Origin of the sequence: Flavobacterium sp. Leaf359, from assembly GCF_001423985.1 — a bacterium.
Classification (GTDB): Bacteria; Bacteroidota; Bacteroidia; order Flavobacteriales; family Flavobacteriaceae; genus Flavobacterium; species Flavobacterium lindanitolerans.
Genome location: NZ_LMPW01000013.1, coordinates 79,774 through 96,599, shown reverse-complemented (window position 1 = coordinate 96,599; position 16,826 = coordinate 79,774). Strand labels below are relative to the sequence as shown.

General features: G+C 38.7%; 15 protein-coding genes and 1 tRNA gene. 13 read left to right on the top strand and 3 right to left on the bottom strand.

Translation table 11 applies throughout. The features are described 5' to 3' along the window. Positions 1-7 precede the first annotated feature (7 nt). From ASG38_RS12910 to ASG38_RS12895, 4 genes are all read left to right on the top strand, one after another. On the top strand, positions 8-1,447 hold the full coding sequence (locus tag ASG38_RS12910; protein ID WP_056071701.1) for a NuoM family protein: 1,440 nt from the start codon (positions 8-10) through the stop codon (positions 1,445-1,447). Between the two features lie 16 nt (positions 1,448-1,463). Next, on the top strand, positions 1,464-2,834 hold the full coding sequence (locus ASG38_RS12905; RefSeq protein WP_056071698.1) for an NADH-quinone oxidoreductase subunit N: 1,371 nt from the start codon (positions 1,464-1,466) through the stop codon (positions 2,832-2,834). 132 nt (positions 2,835-2,966) lie between these two features. After that, entirely contained in the window at positions 2,967-4,235 is a 1,269-nt protein-coding gene (locus ASG38_RS12900) for a Y-family DNA polymerase (protein WP_056071695.1), read from the top strand. Further along, the gene (locus tag ASG38_RS12895) at positions 4,226-4,675 is read left to right on the top strand and encodes a LexA family transcriptional regulator (protein WP_056071692.1); all 450 of its coding nucleotides are present in this window, start codon (positions 4,226-4,228) and stop codon (positions 4,673-4,675) included. The genes ASG38_RS12900 and ASG38_RS12895 overlap by 10 nt, the downstream gene beginning before the upstream one ends. 49 nt (positions 4,676-4,724) lie before the next feature. Here the strand turns inward: ASG38_RS12895 and ASG38_RS12890 are convergent. Next, a tRNA-Leu gene (locus ASG38_RS12890) sits at positions 4,725-4,804 on the bottom strand. Positions 4,805-4,962: 158 nt separating this feature from the next. Here ASG38_RS12890 and ASG38_RS12885 point away from each other — a divergent pair. The 4 genes from ASG38_RS12885 (at position 4,963) to ASG38_RS12865 (ending at position 7,852) form a co-directional block, all read left to right on the top strand. Continuing rightward, positions 4,963-5,904 (top strand): ribose-phosphate pyrophosphokinase, encoded by a 942-nt coding sequence (locus ASG38_RS12885; RefSeq protein WP_056071689.1) that lies wholly within the window; start codon positions 4,963-4,965, stop codon positions 5,902-5,904. A gap of 29 nt (positions 5,905-5,933) precedes the next feature. Continuing rightward, a complete protein-coding gene (locus tag ASG38_RS12880) occupies positions 5,934-6,545 on the top strand; it encodes a 50S ribosomal protein L25/general stress protein Ctc (protein ID WP_056071685.1) in 612 nt (203 codons plus the stop codon). Between the two features lie 120 nt (positions 6,546-6,665). Then, positions 6,666-7,292, top strand: coding sequence for an aminoacyl-tRNA hydrolase (gene pth / locus ASG38_RS12875; RefSeq protein WP_056071682.1), 627 nt, complete (start codon positions 6,666-6,668; stop codon positions 7,290-7,292). Between the two features lie 44 nt (positions 7,293-7,336). Beyond that, positions 7,337-7,852, top strand: a complete 516-nt coding sequence (locus ASG38_RS12865) for a hypothetical protein (protein WP_157486175.1) — start codon at positions 7,337-7,339, stop codon at positions 7,850-7,852. Positions 7,853-7,899: 47 nt separating this feature from the next. Here ASG38_RS12865 and ASG38_RS12860 read toward each other — a convergent pair whose 3' ends face one another. Both ASG38_RS12860 and ASG38_RS12855 read right to left on the bottom strand, forming a co-directional pair. After that, the gene (locus ASG38_RS12860) at positions 7,900-9,894 is read right to left on the bottom strand and encodes a zinc-dependent metalloprotease family protein (RefSeq protein ID WP_056071675.1); all 1,995 of its coding nucleotides are present in this window, start codon (positions 9,892-9,894) and stop codon (positions 7,900-7,902) included. Further along, positions 9,857-10,612, bottom strand: coding sequence for a hypothetical protein (locus ASG38_RS12855; protein WP_056071673.1), 756 nt, complete (start codon positions 10,610-10,612; stop codon positions 9,857-9,859). Before ASG38_RS12855 ends, ASG38_RS12860 begins: the two co-directional genes overlap by 38 nt. A gap of 213 nt (positions 10,613-10,825) precedes the next feature. On the opposite strand from ASG38_RS12855, the gene ASG38_RS12850 reads away from it, so the two are divergent. From ASG38_RS12850 to ASG38_RS12830, 5 genes are all read left to right on the top strand, one after another. Further along, positions 10,826-11,758: a bifunctional riboflavin kinase/FAD synthetase gene (locus ASG38_RS12850; protein ID WP_056071671.1), complete on the top strand. Its 933-nt coding sequence runs from the start codon at positions 10,826-10,828 to the stop codon at positions 11,756-11,758. After that, positions 11,755-13,092 (top strand): HTTM domain-containing protein, encoded by a 1,338-nt coding sequence (locus ASG38_RS12845; RefSeq protein ID WP_056071668.1) that lies wholly within the window; start codon positions 11,755-11,757, stop codon positions 13,090-13,092. The genes ASG38_RS12850 and ASG38_RS12845 overlap by 4 nt, the downstream gene beginning before the upstream one ends. A 163-nt stretch (positions 13,093-13,255) precedes the next feature. Next, positions 13,256-13,708 carry a hypothetical protein gene (locus ASG38_RS12840; protein WP_056071665.1) on the top strand — a complete coding sequence of 151 codons (453 nt, stop codon included), beginning with the start codon at positions 13,256-13,258 and terminating at the stop codon, positions 13,706-13,708. Between the two features lie 155 nt (positions 13,709-13,863). Beyond that, positions 13,864-14,949 (top strand): biotin synthase BioB, encoded by a 1,086-nt coding sequence (gene bioB, locus ASG38_RS12835; protein ID WP_056072501.1) that lies wholly within the window; start codon positions 13,864-13,866, stop codon positions 14,947-14,949. 124 nt (positions 14,950-15,073) lie between these two features. Further along, positions 15,074-16,738 carry a tetratricopeptide repeat protein gene (locus ASG38_RS12830; protein ID WP_056071662.1) on the top strand — a complete coding sequence of 555 codons (1,665 nt, stop codon included), beginning with the start codon at positions 15,074-15,076 and terminating at the stop codon, positions 16,736-16,738. Positions 16,739-16,826: the final 88 nt, after the last annotated feature.

Below are 16,826 nucleotides of genomic sequence, written 5' to 3'. Positions count from 1 at the left end.
ATCACTAATGGACGTATCTTTATTATTAATTATTTTATTAGTCGGAGCAATTGCTACTTTTCTATCCGGAGACAAATGGGCTTCAAAAATAGCATTGCTATTTAGTCTTGCTGCGTTTGGTGCATCGATTTATCTTTTGAACTTATATAATGCCGGACAGGATATCAACTTCATCAAGCCGTGGATAACAATTCCTAAAATCTATATTGCTCTTGGAGCAGATGGTTTGAGTATGGCTTTAATTGTCCTTACTACAGCCCTGACTCCGCTGATTATATTCTCGTCTTTTGGAAATACTTATGCTAAATCCAAAAACTTCTATGCTTTAATCCTGTTCATGGTTTTTGCTATGGTGGGAACGTTTTTAAGCGCAGACGGTTTCTTATATTATATTTTCTGGGAACTTTCATTAATTCCTATTTATTTCATTGCATTAATCTGGGGTAACGGTAATCCGCAAAGCAGAAAGAAAGCTGTCGTAAAGTTCTTTATCTATACTTTCGCCGGGTCTTTATTCATGTTGGTTTCCTTTATCTACCTATACCAAAAAGCAGGAAGCTTTATGTTGAGCGACCTTATTAAAGCTCAATTGTCTACGCAAGAACAATTCTGGATATTCCTTGGCTTCTTTCTGGCTTATGCCATTAAGATTCCACTTATTCCTTTCCATACCTGGCAGGCAAAAGTATACCAAAAAGCTCCGGCTGTTGGAACAATGCTATTATCCGGTATTATGTTGAAAATGGCGCTTTACAGTATTATCAGATGGCAACTGCCTATTGCTCCGCAAGCGGCAAAAGAATATTTGTTCTATCTTGTAGGTTTAAGTGTTGCCGGAGTGATTTACGGCTCTATCGTAGCCTTGAAGCAGAAAGACATTAAAAAATTATTGGCCTATTCTTCACTGGCTCACGTCGGATTGATTGCGGCAGGTTGTTATACTATGACCTTAGATGGTTTGAGAGGAGCTACATTGCAGATGATTGCCCATGGCTTTGGCGTAGTAGGTCTGTTCTTCGCAGCCGAAATTATTTCCAGAAGATATGCAACCGGAAAAATTTCACAAATGGGAGGCATCAGAATTCAGGCTCCTAAATTCACTTCCATGTTCATGATTCTGGTTTTAGCTTCTGTAGCCTTACCTGGAACATTCAACTTCGTGGGAGAATTCGAATTGCTTTACAGCTTAGCACAAAGAAGTGTTACCGTTTGTATTATTGGTGGAACAACAATTATTCTGGGCGCTTTTTACATGCTAAGAATGTTCCAGAAAGTAATGCTGGGAGACAAAAACGAGAAATTTTTTGCAGACATCAACTTCAATGAAGGTGTTGTAATGGTAATAATTATTGGCGTATTGGTATTTTTCGGACTATATCCAAAACCAATCATTGATTTGATTACACCAAGCCTTGAAGAAGTAGTAAAAATTATAAACAGAATTTAATTTAGTCAGATATAAAATGTATACATTAATAGCTATTGCCGTATTAGGGGTTTTATGCCTTTTGGCTGAAATTTTCAACGTAAGGAAAGCAATTGTCCCTGTAACAATTATTGGCTTGCTTGCAATCCTGGGATTGACAGTGACTGGATTAAATGATTCTGCCGACACCTACAATAATATGATTGTCAGCGATAATTTTTCAACACCGTTTTCTTGCCTGTTTATAATATTGACAGTGTTCTTAATTGCCCTGACACCTAGCTTTCACGAAAAGCAAATACACAAAATATCCGATTTTGTTTCTATCAAACTATTTCTATTGACAGGTGCCGTTGCTATGGTAGCTTTTGGAAATCTAGCCATGTTTTTCCTTGGAATTGAAATTCTTTCCATTTCATTATATGTTTTGGCAGCCAGCAATCGTCTGAGCCTGAAAAGTAATGAAGCGGGTATGAAATACTTCCTGATGGGAGCTTTTGCTTCCGGATTTATTTTATTTGGAATTGCATTGATTTATGGGGCTATCGGTTCTTTTGACATGGCCGTAATTCAGGAAGCCGGAACTTCTGCAGATGTAGAAGACTGGTTTTACATAGGTGCTATCCTTCTTAGCATTGGTATGCTTTTCAAAATAGCGGCGGTTCCGTTTCATTTCTGGGCACCGGATGTTTATGAAGGCTCTCCTGCCCTGACAACTGCCCTGATGAGTACTTTGGCTAAAGTTGTGGCTATGGCTGCTTTCTTTAAATTGGTAAGTGCAATGAATGTGAACCTTCCTGATTCGTCACAAACAGCCTTGATGTTGATTTCTATCCTTTCCATGACAATTGGAAACATCATGGCACTAAGACAAAACAATGTAAAAAGAATGCTGGCTTACTCTGGTATTTCGCATGCCGGATTTATGCTGATGACACTTTTGGCCGTTTCAACTTCTGCCGGAATACTGCTTTATTATGCTTCTGCCTATGCTTTGGCAGGAATTGCCGCTTTTTCTGTACTGCTGTATGTTACTAAAGACAAAGACAACGAAGATATTTTTAATTTCAACGGACTGGGAAAAACAAACCCACTGTTAGCCGCTGTGCTTACCGGAGCTTTGCTTTCTATGGCCGGAATTCCTATATTTTCAGGATTCTTCGCTAAAGTTTTCTTATTCGGGCAAATGCTGAATGCGGGACATGTCATTCTGGTAATTGTTGCCGTAGTAAACTCTATCATCAGTGTTGGCTACTATTTCAAATTGATTCTGGCCATGTATACTAAAGATGCCACAGAAGCAGCAAAACCCGTTCCTTTTGTATACAGTGCGGTCGCAACAGCCGCTATCCTGCTAAATATTGCAATAGGACTTTATCCTTCTTTTCTGTTGGATTTGTTAGTATAAATAAAAAACACCCTATATAGAAAAGCCGTCATACTATTGATGGCTTTTTTTGTATAATTTTCTTACGATAATATTTTCAACATTAACTTTTGTCAAAGACTAATTTTTAAGGGTTTGCCTTAATTTTGTAGTATGTATGCTTTAGTCGATTGCAATAACTTTTATGCGTCCTGCGAAAGGGTTTTCCAACCACAATATAATGGAAAGCCTGTTGTGGTATTGTCCAATAATGACGGATGTATTATTTCCCGAAGCGATGAGGCTAAAGCATTAGGCGTTCCTATGGGAGCTCCTGAATTTAAAGTCCGGGAAATGCTCAGGCAACATAAGGTCAAAGTATTCTCTTCCAACTATGCCCTATATGGCGACATGAGCCGGCGTGCCATGAATATCCTCAACAGGTTTACTCCCTATGTAGAAATATACAGCATCGATGAAGCCTTCCTTAATTTCGAAGGAATGAATATTCCTGATTATGACAATTATGGCAAACAAATTAAAGATACGCTCCTTAAAGGATTAAGCCTTCCCGTTTGTATTGGCTTTGCTCCGACGAAAGCACTATCCAAAGTAGCCAATAAAATTGCCCGTAAATATCCGGAACGTACCAATGGTGTCTATGTTATCGACACCGAAGAAAAACGCATCAAGGCATTGCGATGGACTAAAATCGAAGACGTTTGGGGTATTGGATACCGCATGAAGAAAAAGATGAAGGCCAAAAATATACTAACGGCTTATGATTTCACGGAACCCTTTCATGAAAGCTGGGTAAAAAAAGAAATGGGAGTTACCGGTCTACGGCTCAGGAAAGAATTATTAGGAGAATCGGTTTTAGGCATTGAAGAACCCGGTAATAAAAAAAGCATTGCCATTACGCGAAGCTTCCCAAAACAGTTAACTGAATTTGATGCCCTGAGAGAACGTGTTTCTACTTTTGCTTCTGTCTGTGCAGAAAAACTCCGGGCGCAAGATTCCTGCTGCCATACAGTGGTTGTAATGCTGGCAACCATGGAACACAAAACACCGGCAACCAAACAATATTATCACAATTCGATTACGTTGCCGTTTGGTACAGATTCTACGCTAACCATAAATCAGGCCGCCATACGGATTCTGGAAAAATTATATGAGGAACATAAGGGAGAGCGGTTTCAAAAAGCAGGCGTAATCGTTACCCAGCTAATCAATACCAATGAAAAACAGCTCCATTTGTTTGAGGAAGAAAATCCGAAACACCATCTATTGATGAAAGCTATTGATAAAATCAATTCTAAAATCGGAGACCGGAAAGTCAAATTGGGTTCTCAGGATTCCAAAACATGGAACATGAAACAAAATATGCTTTCGCCAAAATACACTACCCGTTGGGACCAAATACTTGTAGCCAAATGCCATTAGACCGCAAACATAAAGCCCAAAAACTGACCTTTTTCAAGCCCGATTTGCAAAACGAGCTTAAAATTCCATATGTCTCACAAGGCGTTTCGGCAGGTTTTCCCTCGCCTGCCCTTGATTTTTTGGAAACTACAATTGATTTGAACAAAGCCTTAATTGAAGATCCGGAAACCACTTTCTATATAAAGGCCGAAGGACATTCCATGATAGATGCGGGAATAAATGACAAGGACATTCTTGTTGTTGACCGCAGTCTGGAACCGGCAGATAAAAAAATAGCCATCTGTTTTATTGACGGCGAGTTCACGGTAAAAAGATTAAAACTAGAAAAAGACGGATTGTATCTTATGCCGGAAAACCAGGCTTATAAACCCATCAAAATTTCGGAAGAAAACAATTTTATGATTTGGGGTATTGTGACTTATGTAATCAAGAAGATTTAAACAAACATCAATAAAAAACCTCTGATTTCTCAGAGGTTTTGTTTTTAAGTACCTGGAGTGGGAATCGAACCCACACACCTAAGTACACGAGTTTGAGTCGTGCGCGTCTACCAATTCCGCCATCCAGGCAATTGATGTGTTTCAATTGTGGGTGCAAATGTAAAAAAAATAATTTCATTTAAAAGAAAAAATAGTGAAAAATATTCTTTCAGAGTTGGATTTTATTCCTAAATTTGCACCTCGTTTACAACACACAACACTAACTAACTACTAAACAACAAATTAAAATGTCGCACCAAGAACCGGAAGCAAAAATATTTGCATGTTCTCAAAGTGTATATTTAGCCGAGCAGATAGCTAAAAGCTATGGCGTGGAGCTAGGTAAAATAACGTTCTCAAAATATAGTGACGGTGAATTCCAACCGTCTTTCGAAGAATCAATCAGAGGATTAAGAGTCTTTTTGGTTTGCTCCACTTTTCCAAGTGCAGACAACCTTATGGAACTTTTGCTAATGATTGATGCTGCCAAAAGAGCTTCGGCTCGCCACATTACGGCTGTAATACCGTATTTTGGTTGGGCCCGTCAGGACAGGAAAGACAAACCTCGTGTGCCCATAGGGGCAAAATTGGTTGCCAAATTGCTTGAAGCTGCAGGAGCTACCCGAATCATGACTATGGATTTGCATGCTGACCAGATTCAGGGCTTTTTTGAAAAACCAGTGGATCACCTGTTCGCATCGACTATTTTCTTGCCATATGTAAAGAGCCTGAACCTGGAGAACCTGACAATCGCATCTCCGGATATGGGAGGTTCTAAAAGAGCCTATGCCTATTCTAAGTTCTTAGAATCGGACGTAGTTATCTGCTACAAGCAAAGAAAAGCCGCCAATGTGATTGAAAGTATGGAACTGATTGGCGAGGTAAAAGGAAGAAATATCATTCTTGTGGATGACATGATTGATACCGGAGGGACTCTTGCCAAAGCGGCAGACCTGATGATTGAAAAAGGAGCCTTGAGCGTAAGAGCTATTTGTACGCATGCCATTTTATCTGGTAATGCTTATGAAAAAATTGAGAATTCACAATTAAGTGAGTTAATCGTTACCGATTCTATTCCGTTGAAGAAGGAATCGAAAAAAATCCGTGTGGTGAGCTGTGCACCGCTTTTTGCAGAAGTAATGCAGATGGTACAGCACAATAACTCTATCAGCGGTAAATTCTTAATGTAGAATTTTTTATTAATTATATATATTTACAAATGAAATCGATTACAATTAAAGGATCAGAAAGAGAAAGCGTGGGCAAGTCAGCGACTAAAGCCTTACGTAATGCTGGAATGGTTCCTTGCGTTTTATACGGAGGAGATCAGCCGGTGCATTTCTCAGCAGAAGAAAAAGCATTCAAAAATTTGATTTACACTCCAAACGCTCACACAGTTGTGATCGAACTTGAAGGTGGTAAAACTTTCAACGCAGTATTGCAAGATACTCAAGTGCACCCTGTTTCAGACAAAATTTTGCACTTAGACTTCTTCCAATTACACGATGACAAAGAAATCACTATGGAAGTTCCGGTAAGAGTTACTGGTGTTTCTCCAGGTGTATTGTTAGGGGGAGTTTTACGTTTGAACCAACGTAGATTGAAAGTAAAAGCACTTCCTAAAAACCTTCCTGACTTCGTAGATGCTGATATCTCAGGTCTTGAAATGGGTAACAAATTATACGTTACTAAATTAGTTGCTGACAACTACAAATTGCTTCACCCAGACAACACTGTTGTTGCTCAGGTAAGAATTTCACGTGCTGCAATGAAAGCTGCTCAAGAAGCTGCAAAAGCTGCAAAAGCACCAGCAAAAGGAAAGAAAAAATAATTTTCACCTTGAATTATACCAAAAGCATCAGCCTAAAACTGATGCTTTTTTTATTTTACATACTTATAAAAGATTACAAAACAGCAAAGCTAATCCGCAGAGAAAAACTATTTTTACGAAATGAAAAATTGGATTTTCAACATTTTTAGCAAAAAACAAAAAACAACAGATTCAGACCCGATGAAAAAATTTTTAATCGTTGGCCTTGGAAATATTGGCGCAGAATACGTAAATACCCGACATAATATAGGCTTTAAAGTAGTGGATCATCTGGCTCGGAAAGAAAGTCTTGATTTCCAAACCGTAAAGCTTGGCGCTATGGCAGAATACAAGCTAAAAGGCCGAACGCTTTTTCTTTTAAAGCCCAACACTTACATGAACCTTAGCGGCAAGGCCATAAAATATTGGATGGATAAGGAAAACATACCGGCTTCCAATATTCTGGTAATAACAGATGACCTGAACCTTTCTTTCGGAACCATACGAATCAAACCGAAAGGAAGCGATGGCGGACATAACGGATTAAAAAGTATACAGCAAACCCTAAACTCTTCCGATTATCCCAGATTCCGATTTGGAATCAGCGACGATTTCAAAAAAGGCAGGCAGGTCGATTATGTATTGGGAGAATGGAATGAAGAAGAAACGGCAAAACTTCCGGAAAGGCTAGACGTTGCCGCAGAAATCATCCGCTCGTTCGCATTGTCAGGACTTGACATTACCATGAATACTTTCAACGGAAAATAATTGGCTTTCTTTTTGCTATCTTTAATATAAGAAAAACAAAATTTATGAAAAAATATATCCTTTTACCACTAATCGGATTGGTCATAGCCTGCTGTAGCACCAAAACTTCCAAAACCATGGCAAACAATAGCAAAAAAACCAAAATTGAAAGCCCTTGTCCAGAAGAAGGAATTTGCAGTTTTGAAATTCTCCAAAACAAAAGCATGAATGTAAAAACAGACGGTATCGACAAGGTTTATTATGAACTTGAAGAAAATCCGGATAAGGTTGTTTTCCTTTATAAATACCAAAAGAAAATAGCTGACAAAACATTGCAAGATGCCGGTTATTCAGAAGAAATCGTTTTCGAAATGGATAAGAATTATACTGATTTTTCTTTTTCAGATAAAGGAATCCAAAGTACCAAAATGCTTTTTGGCGTTTTTTGTTATTGCAAAGGAAAAGCCGGGTATTACAGGGTAACTAAAGGCAACCTCGTCAAAAAAGGCTCTGAACTGCAAATCGACATGCCACCAATTGTTGACAATCAAATAATCACCCATATAAAAATAAACCTATAAAAAAAGGAACTCTTTCGAGTTCCTTTTTTATGATTTAGATTCAGTGATTATTGAATCACTATCTTCTTAACTTCTTTCTTATCTCCATCCTGAACAGTAACAAGATAAATTCCCGACTGTGCATTGCTTAATTGAAGGCTTTGTGAGAACAATCCGGTATTTTGGTAGGACTGATTAAAAATCTCTCTTCCTCTAATATCATGTACACCGACTTTAATTTCATTACTTGAATCAGAATTAAACTGAATATTGAAAGTACCATTATTTGGGTTAGGATAAATCTTAAAGTCTGCTAGCCCAAAATTTTCAGTACTCAAAACGGCAGTTTGAGAACAAATTGTTATTGAAAATGAATTTACAGTTCCAGTATCCTGTGCTGCTAAATCTCTAACCGCAAACAACCAGTTTCCTTGTGGATTTGTTCCGTTATAAACAGATAATGGCTCTGCTGGCAGAATATTACCCGTAATCACAGCACCACAGGTAACATTAGTACCCTGATCATCAAAGGTTGCATTTAAACTCGTAGTCACGCCGTCACATGCATTAAGGAAAAGAGGAACAAGAGTTTGTGCCGGATTAACAAGTACGACTTGTAAATCTGCAAGATAGGTGTGAGATATATTAACAGCCACATTTACATCAGATATGTTAGCAGTTGTTGGTATGCTGGTAGCTCTAACAGTAAAGTTCTGATTGTTATCAGGTATAGCAAAAGCTGTATTGGTAGTATAGGTATTACAAGTATTTGTTACAGTATATCCAATAGCAAAAGATTTTGAGTTAATGGCGTAGTAAATATTTCCTACTGCCTCAACCATAATTCTACAAAAAGGAGCTGCTACATTAGGAACAGTAATTGCCTCTGATCCATCATTTGGAGTATTAGCTGCCAAAGTGATTGGATACGTTAATCCTCCATCTGTAGATAGCAAAATATTTACATTAGAAGTATTAATTGGCGCTGCAGTTGTTCCTGCCACATTCCAATTAACTGTTTGCGTCTGACCTTGTGTCCATGAAATTCCATCTGTATTTTGTGATGTTACAGCAAAAGGTCCTGAATTACCGTCAAAAGTAACCGTCATATTCTGTCTGGATGTCTGTCCGCCATTTGGAGCTCTGTTATCTCTGACAGTCAATGCAAAATTCATTGTTCTGGCTACAGAAGGAATCATTTCCCATGCAGACGTCAAATTACCGTTTAGCACATTGCTTAAAGACGGCATATATCTATTTGGCGATGTAGAAGGACGTACAGATCTGAAGTTCGGATTAGATGTTGTTGTTGTAGAGCTTGGACTTGCTGTGCTTGCTCCCGGATTTGTTTGCTCCCAGCAATAGGTTAAAGCGTCACCATTTGCATCAGTACCATTCCCTTTTAAGACAAAAGCCGTTCCTTTAGGTATAGTATAATTAGTTAATGGCGCAATAACCGGCGGTGTATTTCCATTTGCTACTCCAGGAACACAATTTCCTGAACCGGTAATATGCGCTACCATTTGAGCAATACTTACCGCATGGAAATAATCATCGGAATTGGACTGAACGTTCACTGCTCCGCAGATTCCCGCATAACCCATAATAGTAGAACCACTTCCCGGTTCAACAGCTTGACCCGGAGCACGTGTACCTGGATCCGAACCATTTACTGTTGTACAACTTCCTCCTACTCCGTTGAATGTATGTTCTGCTCCAAACTGGTGACCCATTTCATGGGCAACATAATCAATATCATAAGGATCTCCAACAGGTGCATCAGAACCTGTAATTCCAGCTGCTTTTTGCCCTGTCAAACAAACAACTCCCAAACCGGCAAGTCCGCCTCCACCAGTACTAACAGTGTGTCCGATATCAAAATTTGCATTTCCAATTATGTTAGTAATCTGTGTCTGGCTTTGGTTAATCAATTGATTTGCATTTGTGTTATTAAAGTTATCAGAATCAATAAAAATAATGCTTTCATTATTGGCAACCAATTGCATTCTCAACGACATATCTCTCTCATAAACACTGTTTACACGAGCAACAGTAACGTTCATAGCCGCCAAAAACAGCCGCTTTCTTTTGTGCTGTAGTTGCCGTTGGGCTCAGAGTTCCTGCAGCAACTGCTGCATTTACGTGAAAAGCTGCATACTCAATCGTACAAGCCATTGCCAAACGATATGTCCTGAATCTTCCGTCGCTCGCCGGAGGCGGTGTCCCGATAAATTCTTCTGAATTTGTAGCACTATCCTGAACATGGCACTCAAAATTTCGAGGCGCTGTCAAATCCGACTTATCATAAACAATATAGTTCTTTACGTCTTTGGTATAAGGATCAATGTAAAATGTTCCTCTTCCAGACAATGTCATTGTGTGAAGACCAAAAATTGTAGTTGTAAGATGGATTTTAGCAGTTGGATCATCAATTCCCTGACCAATATAAGCCTGGATTTCAGGGTATTTTTTTGCTAATTCAGGCGCCATTACTGACGATTCATAAATTCTGTAATTTTCAAGCTTTCCCTGTGGATTTGGAAAAGCAATTATTACATTTGAAACCTCACCTGTCTCCCTTGAAGGAGCCATTTGCAGTTGTGATTTCAATCCTGAAAAATCCAAATGATAAATCTGGAATTTTTGTGGCATAGAGCTACGGTCTGCTTTTTCCAAAACACTTAGCTTTTCTGCAGTGGTTTTTGTCCAAATTGGTAGAGACTGCGAATAACCCGCAGAAAACATAAGGACAAAAACAATTAGCGGTAATAGTTTTTTCATAATTTTTATAGTTTACGAAGTCAAAATTAATGATTTATATGCATATTCTAATTATTTAACAATAAAAATGAAAGAGATATTTAACAACATCCACTATATCCTGATTTTTATATAACAGCCACTTACTATTCAAGGCATCAGTAAGATATGAACCCAGAAGTTTTTTTTATTGGGCATATAGCTTAATTTTGCCAAAAAGATAATCCCACCATTTTGAATATTTTCCACAACATACAAGATTTTAAACCCAACAAAAATACCGTTGCCACGCTTGGAACATTCGACGGCGTTCATTTGGGGCATAAAAAAATAATCGAACGGCTCACACAAGAGGCTGAAAAAAGCAATACTGAAAGTCTGGTACTTACCTTTTTCCCACATCCAAGAATGGTGCTACAGGGTAATTCTGTAATACAACTCCTGAATACGATCCGGGAAAAAGCAGAATTATTAGAAAACATTGGGCTGCAAAACCTAATCATACATCCGTTCGACGAAAGTTTTTCGCAGTTAAGTGCCGAAGAATTTGTCAAGACCATACTTGTCGACCAATTTCAAATCAAAAAGATAATCATAGGACACGACCACCGTTTTGGAAAAAACCGTTCTGCAGATATCAACGATTTGATTGCCTATGGAAAAATATACGATTTTGAAGTAGAACAAATTTCTGCTCAAGAAATCGACGAAGTTTCCATAAGCTCCACAAAAATAAGGAAAGCCCTTTTGAGTGGCGATATCCAATTAGCAAATGAATATCTTGGATACAACTATTTCATTACGGGAACAGTTGTAAAAGGAAGACAGCTCGGGAGGACAATTGGCTTCCCAACAGCCAATTTAAAAATTGAAGAAGAATACAAGCTGATTCCTTTAAATGGCGTTTACATCGTCAAAAGCCACTGGAACGGAAAAGAAATTTTTGGCATGATGAACATTGGCACCAATCCTACCGTTGACGGAAAGGAAAGAACAATAGAAACAAATTTCTTAGATTTGGAAGAAGATTTATACGGAAAGGAAATGCGCATTTATTTTCTGCAACGGATTCGTTCTGAAGAAAAATTCGATTCTATTGACACCCTTAAAGCAGCGATTGAAAATGATAAAATCATAACCCAAAGTTTTATAAAAAGTTTAAAATGAAAAAGCTCTTTCTGCCCATAGACAATTCACCGCTAATTATTTTTCGTATTTTTTTCGGTTTTCTACTGGCAGCAGAAACTTTTGGAGCCATTTTGACTGGTTGGGTCAAAGAAAATTTCATAAAGCCACAATTTACATTCAGCCATATTGGAATGGAATGGCTGCAACCGCTTCCTGGTTACGGAATGTATTTTTATTTTGCCACGATGGGAGTCCTTGGCATTTTGGTAATGCTTGGCTGGAAATACAAATGGAGTCTTTCTGCTTTTACTGTTTTATGGACCCTAACCTATTGGATGCAGAAAACATCCTATAACAATCATTATTACATGCTGGTTCTGGTTTGCCTGATCATGATTTTCCTTCCCGCAAACCGATATGCTTCTCTTGATGCCAAGCAAAACCCCAAAATAAAAAGCCTGACAATGCCTCAATGGTGTTCATTGGTAATGATATTTCAGGTGGCCATTGTCTACTTTTTTGCAACAGTATCTAAATTCTATCCGGACTGGCTCGATGGCACTTTTACTAAAAATCTTTTAGCAAACAAATCATCCTATCCTTTTATCCAGAACATCTTCAACCAAAAATGGTTCTATCTTTTCATTGCCTATTCCGGTATTTTGTTCGACATGCTTATCGTGCCGATGCTACTTTGGAAAAAAACCAGAACCCTTGCCTTTATCGCTTCTTTACTATTCCACCTCTTTAACGCCATCACATTGCAAATAGGTATCTTTCCGTTTTTTGCTTTGAGTTTTGCCGTATTCTTTTATCCTCCTGAAAAAATAAGGGCATTATTTTTCAAAAAGAAACCCAAACCGGAAGGAAACGAACCCATTTATCAGAACAAATCAATTCTGTTCTACTTTTTTATTCCTTATTTTTTAATCCAGATTGCACTGCCGGTTCGCCATTGGTTTATCAAAGGCGACGTACTCTGGACGGAAGAAGGACACCGTTTAAGCTGGAGAATGATGCTTCGGTCAAGAACCGGTTATTCCACATATAAAGTCATTGACAAAAAGACCGGAGAGCGCCTGCCTTACAGCTTGTATTCCAGCCTTACGGACAAGCAAATAGCCATGGTTGCTGACAAGCCCGATGCCATCTGGCAAATGGCTCAAAGAATAAAAAAGGTATTTGCAAAACAGGGCAAAGATGTTAGTGTTTTTGTGGATTGTCATGTTTCAATTAATGGCAAACCTTACAAACAACTCATCGATCCGACTGTAGACCTGGCTGCTGCAAAATGGGATTATTTTGGACATAACGATTGGATTCTACTGTATGACGAAAATAATAAACCTGTAAAATCAACTTCTTTGAATTAATCAGAAAAAACTTAATTTATTAAAATTTTACTAAAAATTCAAAGCAAGTCCAAATAGGATGCGAAAAATAAAATAATATTCGTAATTTTAATACATAAATCGAGCGGTACCCCTAAAACCAAATCATTTATAACTTAAATAGTATAACTAAAAACAGAATATTATGAAAGTATCCAGATTAGTAACCAACGGTGTGATTATTTTTATAGGTTTAGGATTATACTTCCTGCTTATTGAAGCACTCGACCTAAAAGACCACATCTATCTCAGACTCGTTAATTTTATTTTTGTAATCTATGGTGTAAACAAGACCATAAAATCAAACTATCATGATGGCATAAACGGCTATCTGACCAATCTCCTTTCCGGTTTTATAACCGCAATGGTCGGGCTGATTTTAGGACTCATTGCTTTCATGATTTATGTAGAATACCGAGGCGGCAATACCTATCTGGACTCTTTTGCAGACAGCTATATTTTTGGTGGAGGTGACCCGTCTTTATATCAGTTCTGTTTTGGACTGTTCATTGAAGGTTCTGCCGCATCCATGATTGTTTCCTTTGCCATGATGCAATACTGGAAAGATAAAGTAGAGAAAATCAATAAGGTAGACTAAATTATAACGATGCCTGTTTTGAAGCAGGGGATTGTCAAATTTGACAATCCCCTGCTTTATTTAATCAACAATCCAATGTTTCTAACTTTCGGGAAAAGATTTTTATACTTATTATGGAATTACCTACTTTTGGAACAAACAAAAGACTAACCATTATGAGTATAATACGACACAATTGGACCAAAGAAGAAATCATAGCGGTATACAACAAACCGATGATGGATTTACTATATGAAGCCGCCTCTATTCACAGGATGAATCATGATCCAAATGTGGTTCAGGTTTCTACTCTCCTATCTATAAAAACCGGTGGCTGTCCGGAAGATTGCGGCTATTGCCCGCAGGCTGCGCGCTACCATACCGGAGTTGAGGGCAATGACCTGATGTCTGTTCAGCAGGTAAAAGCACAGGCCCTGAGAGCCAAATCAAGCGGTTCGTCAAGAGTATGTATGGGTGCCGCATGGAGAAATGTGAAAGACGGGCCGGAATTCGACCAGGTTTTGGAAATGGTGAGAACCATCAACAAACTGGACATGGAAGTATGCTGTACTTTGGGAATGCTTACAGAAAATCAGGCGCAACGTTTGGCCGAAGCCGGACTTTATGCTTACAACCATAACTTGGATACCTCTGAGGAATACTATAAGGAAGTTATTTCCACACGTGGTTATGAAGACCGTTTGCAAACCATCGAGAATGTACGTAAGACCAACGTAACCGTATGCAGTGGCGGTATTATAGGAATGGGCGAAAGTATTGAAGACAGAGCCGGAATGCTTGTGGCCCTGGCATCTTTAAGTCCGCAACCGGAATCTGTGCCTATCAACGCTCTTGTTGCTGTGGAAGGAACACCGCTTGAAGAAGAAAAACCGGTTGAAATCTGGGAAATGATTCGTATGGTAGCCACTACAAGAATAGTTATGCCACACACTCAGGTACGACTTTCTGCTGGAAGAACGAACATGAGCCGCGAAGGCCAGGCACTTTGCTTTTTTGCAGGAGCCAACTCCATTTTTGCAGGCGATAAGCTATTGACAACGCCTAATCCGGATGTAAACGAAGATATGAAGATGTTCGAAATGCTGGGCTTAAATCCGCAGAAACCATTTACAAAAGTTTCACAGCCTAAAACAGTAGAAGCCGAAGATTCGCAATTCGAATCCTTAGGAGAGAAACCGAGATGGAGCCGTCCGGAACACAAAATCGAAAGAAACCTTGTAGCTTCCGGCAAAAAGGCATAATCAGAATTCACAATACAAATCAGAGCTTTTCCTAACAGAAAAGCTTTTTTTATGAATTTTCAACACATCGCCACGCAACCATTTATGCAATACTTATTCTTATATTTGAATAAAAAAACTCCCAATGCATAAAAAAGCCCGCTACGTCAAGTCCGTCTGTTTGCCGTTCTTGTTATGCCTGCTTTTTACGTCCAAACTCCAGGCTCAGGCCACCGCGCACTGCGATTCGCTCATTGTTTCCGGAATTGACTACATGTGGAAAAAAGATCACGTCAAGTCTCTGGAACTCCTAACTCAGGCCAAAAACCAGGCAGAAAAAAACAGGTGGTACAGGCAGCTTTTTCTCGCAACCAATAATATTGGCGCCAATTACTATACCATGCTCGATTATGGCGAAGCGCTCAATCATTACCTCGAAAGCTACACCATTGCGGTAAAACACCTGGACCCAAAATCAGAAATGGTTGTCCTGAACAACATCGCCATACTTTATTCAAAAGAAAAGAACTACGAAAAGGCAAACGAATATTTCAAGAAAGCCTATGATATCGCACAGGAAAACAAGGATACGCTTAAAGTGGGGCTTTATGCCATGAATCTGGGAAATGTTGCTAATGAAACCAACGAGTTAAAAAAAGCACGGGCCTATTTTAATGAATCCCTGCCCTTACTGGGGTCGCAACCCCAATTGCAGATTTTAGCCAAAATGGCAATAGCCGAAAATGAAAACCTGCAGGGAAATTCAAAACAGGCACGCACCATAGCTCAAGAACTATACAAAACAACAAAAGACCTGGAATATAACGACATCGGCATTTCGTTACTGACCATCATATCAAAGAGCTATCTAAATGACAACAACCTTGATTTGGCCAGCGATTATGCCAATAAGGTTTTCGAAAGGAAGCCCAATCTGGAAACCAAAATCAACATCTTCAGGCTTTTATCAGATATTAATTTTAAGAAGGAAAAATATGCCCTGGCTTTAAATTACAGGGATTCCATTATAAAAACCGAAAGCGAACTGAATGAGATTAAAAACGGAAAGGTCTTTGAAAACAGCCGGGTTAAATTTGAAATTGAGAATTACAAGAAAGAAATCGCCAACAACGAATCAAAGATAGCCGAAGAACGAAAACTTTTTTATTCCATCATTGCCGTTATATTTATTGTTGTAGTCTTTCTGGTCTGGACATTGCGAAACATTTCCATCAAACACAAACAGAAAAAGCTGATTGCCGAGCGAAACGAACAAATCGTGCTACTGGAACTCGAAAAGGAAAAAAGCGATAATCTCCTGCTCGAAAAAATGTTCAAGGAAAAAGAAACCAGCGCACTGCTGGAACAGGAAAAGCTGAAAAATGAAATTGAGCTTAAAAACAGGAAACTCTCTGCAAAGGCTCTTTACCTGTCCGGACGAAACGAATTAATTGAAGAAACACTCCAATCGCTATCAAAACTGCCGGAAATTTCTAAAGACCCGGCATTGGTAAACCATATCCAAAACCTAAAAGGACACTTGAAGACCGACGACGAATGGGACAGCTTTATTACCCATTTCGAAGAAGTGAACCAGACTTTCCTTAACAGCCTGAAAGAAAAACATCCAAAACTGAATTCAAACGATATCCGTTTCATAACCTACATCTATATGAACCTCAGCACAAAGGAAATTTCTTCCATGCTGAACATTACTGCAGATGCCTGCAGGAAAAGAAAGGAACGTATTGCCGCCCGAATGGAACTTCCACACGACATTAATCTATACGATTATCTTTCAACGCTTTAACACAACAAATCACATTTTGTCCGAAAGGATGTCACACTATGTCCGCCTGTTTTTTTTGAAATAGCTGTTGTTTTTTTGAAAATTTAGA

Coding starts and splice junctions, on each gene's coding strand:
- ASG38_RS12910 (WP_056071701.1), top strand. CDS start 8: ATGGACGTATCTTTATTATTAATTATTTTATTAGTCGGAGCAATTGCT.
- ASG38_RS12905 (WP_056071698.1), top strand. CDS start 1,464: ATGTATACATTAATAGCTATTGCCGTATTAGGGGTTTTATGCCTTTTG.
- ASG38_RS12900 (WP_056071695.1), top strand. CDS start 2,967: ATGTATGCTTTAGTCGATTGCAATAACTTTTATGCGTCCTGCGAAAGG.
- ASG38_RS12895 (WP_056071692.1), top strand. CDS start 4,226: ATGCCATTAGACCGCAAACATAAAGCCCAAAAACTGACCTTTTTCAAG.
- ASG38_RS12885 (WP_056071689.1), top strand. CDS start 4,963: ATGTCGCACCAAGAACCGGAAGCAAAAATATTTGCATGTTCTCAAAGT.
- ASG38_RS12880 (WP_056071685.1), top strand. CDS start 5,934: ATGAAATCGATTACAATTAAAGGATCAGAAAGAGAAAGCGTGGGCAAG.
- pth (WP_056071682.1), top strand. CDS start 6,666: ATGAAAAATTGGATTTTCAACATTTTTAGCAAAAAACAAAAAACAACA.
- ASG38_RS12865 (WP_157486175.1), top strand. CDS start 7,337: ATGAAAAAATATATCCTTTTACCACTAATCGGATTGGTCATAGCCTGC.
- ASG38_RS12860 (WP_056071675.1), bottom strand. CDS start 9,894: ATGAACGTTACTGTTGCTCGTGTAAACAGTGTTTATGAGAGAGATATG.
- ASG38_RS12855 (WP_056071673.1), bottom strand. CDS start 10,612: ATGAAAAAACTATTACCGCTAATTGTTTTTGTCCTTATGTTTTCTGCG.
- ASG38_RS12845 (WP_056071668.1), top strand. CDS start 11,755: ATGAAAAAGCTCTTTCTGCCCATAGACAATTCACCGCTAATTATTTTT.
- ASG38_RS12840 (WP_056071665.1), top strand. CDS start 13,256: ATGAAAGTATCCAGATTAGTAACCAACGGTGTGATTATTTTTATAGGT.
- bioB (WP_056072501.1), top strand. CDS start 13,864: ATGAGTATAATACGACACAATTGGACCAAAGAAGAAATCATAGCGGTA.
- ASG38_RS12830 (WP_056071662.1), top strand. CDS start 15,074: ATGCATAAAAAAGCCCGCTACGTCAAGTCCGTCTGTTTGCCGTTCTTG.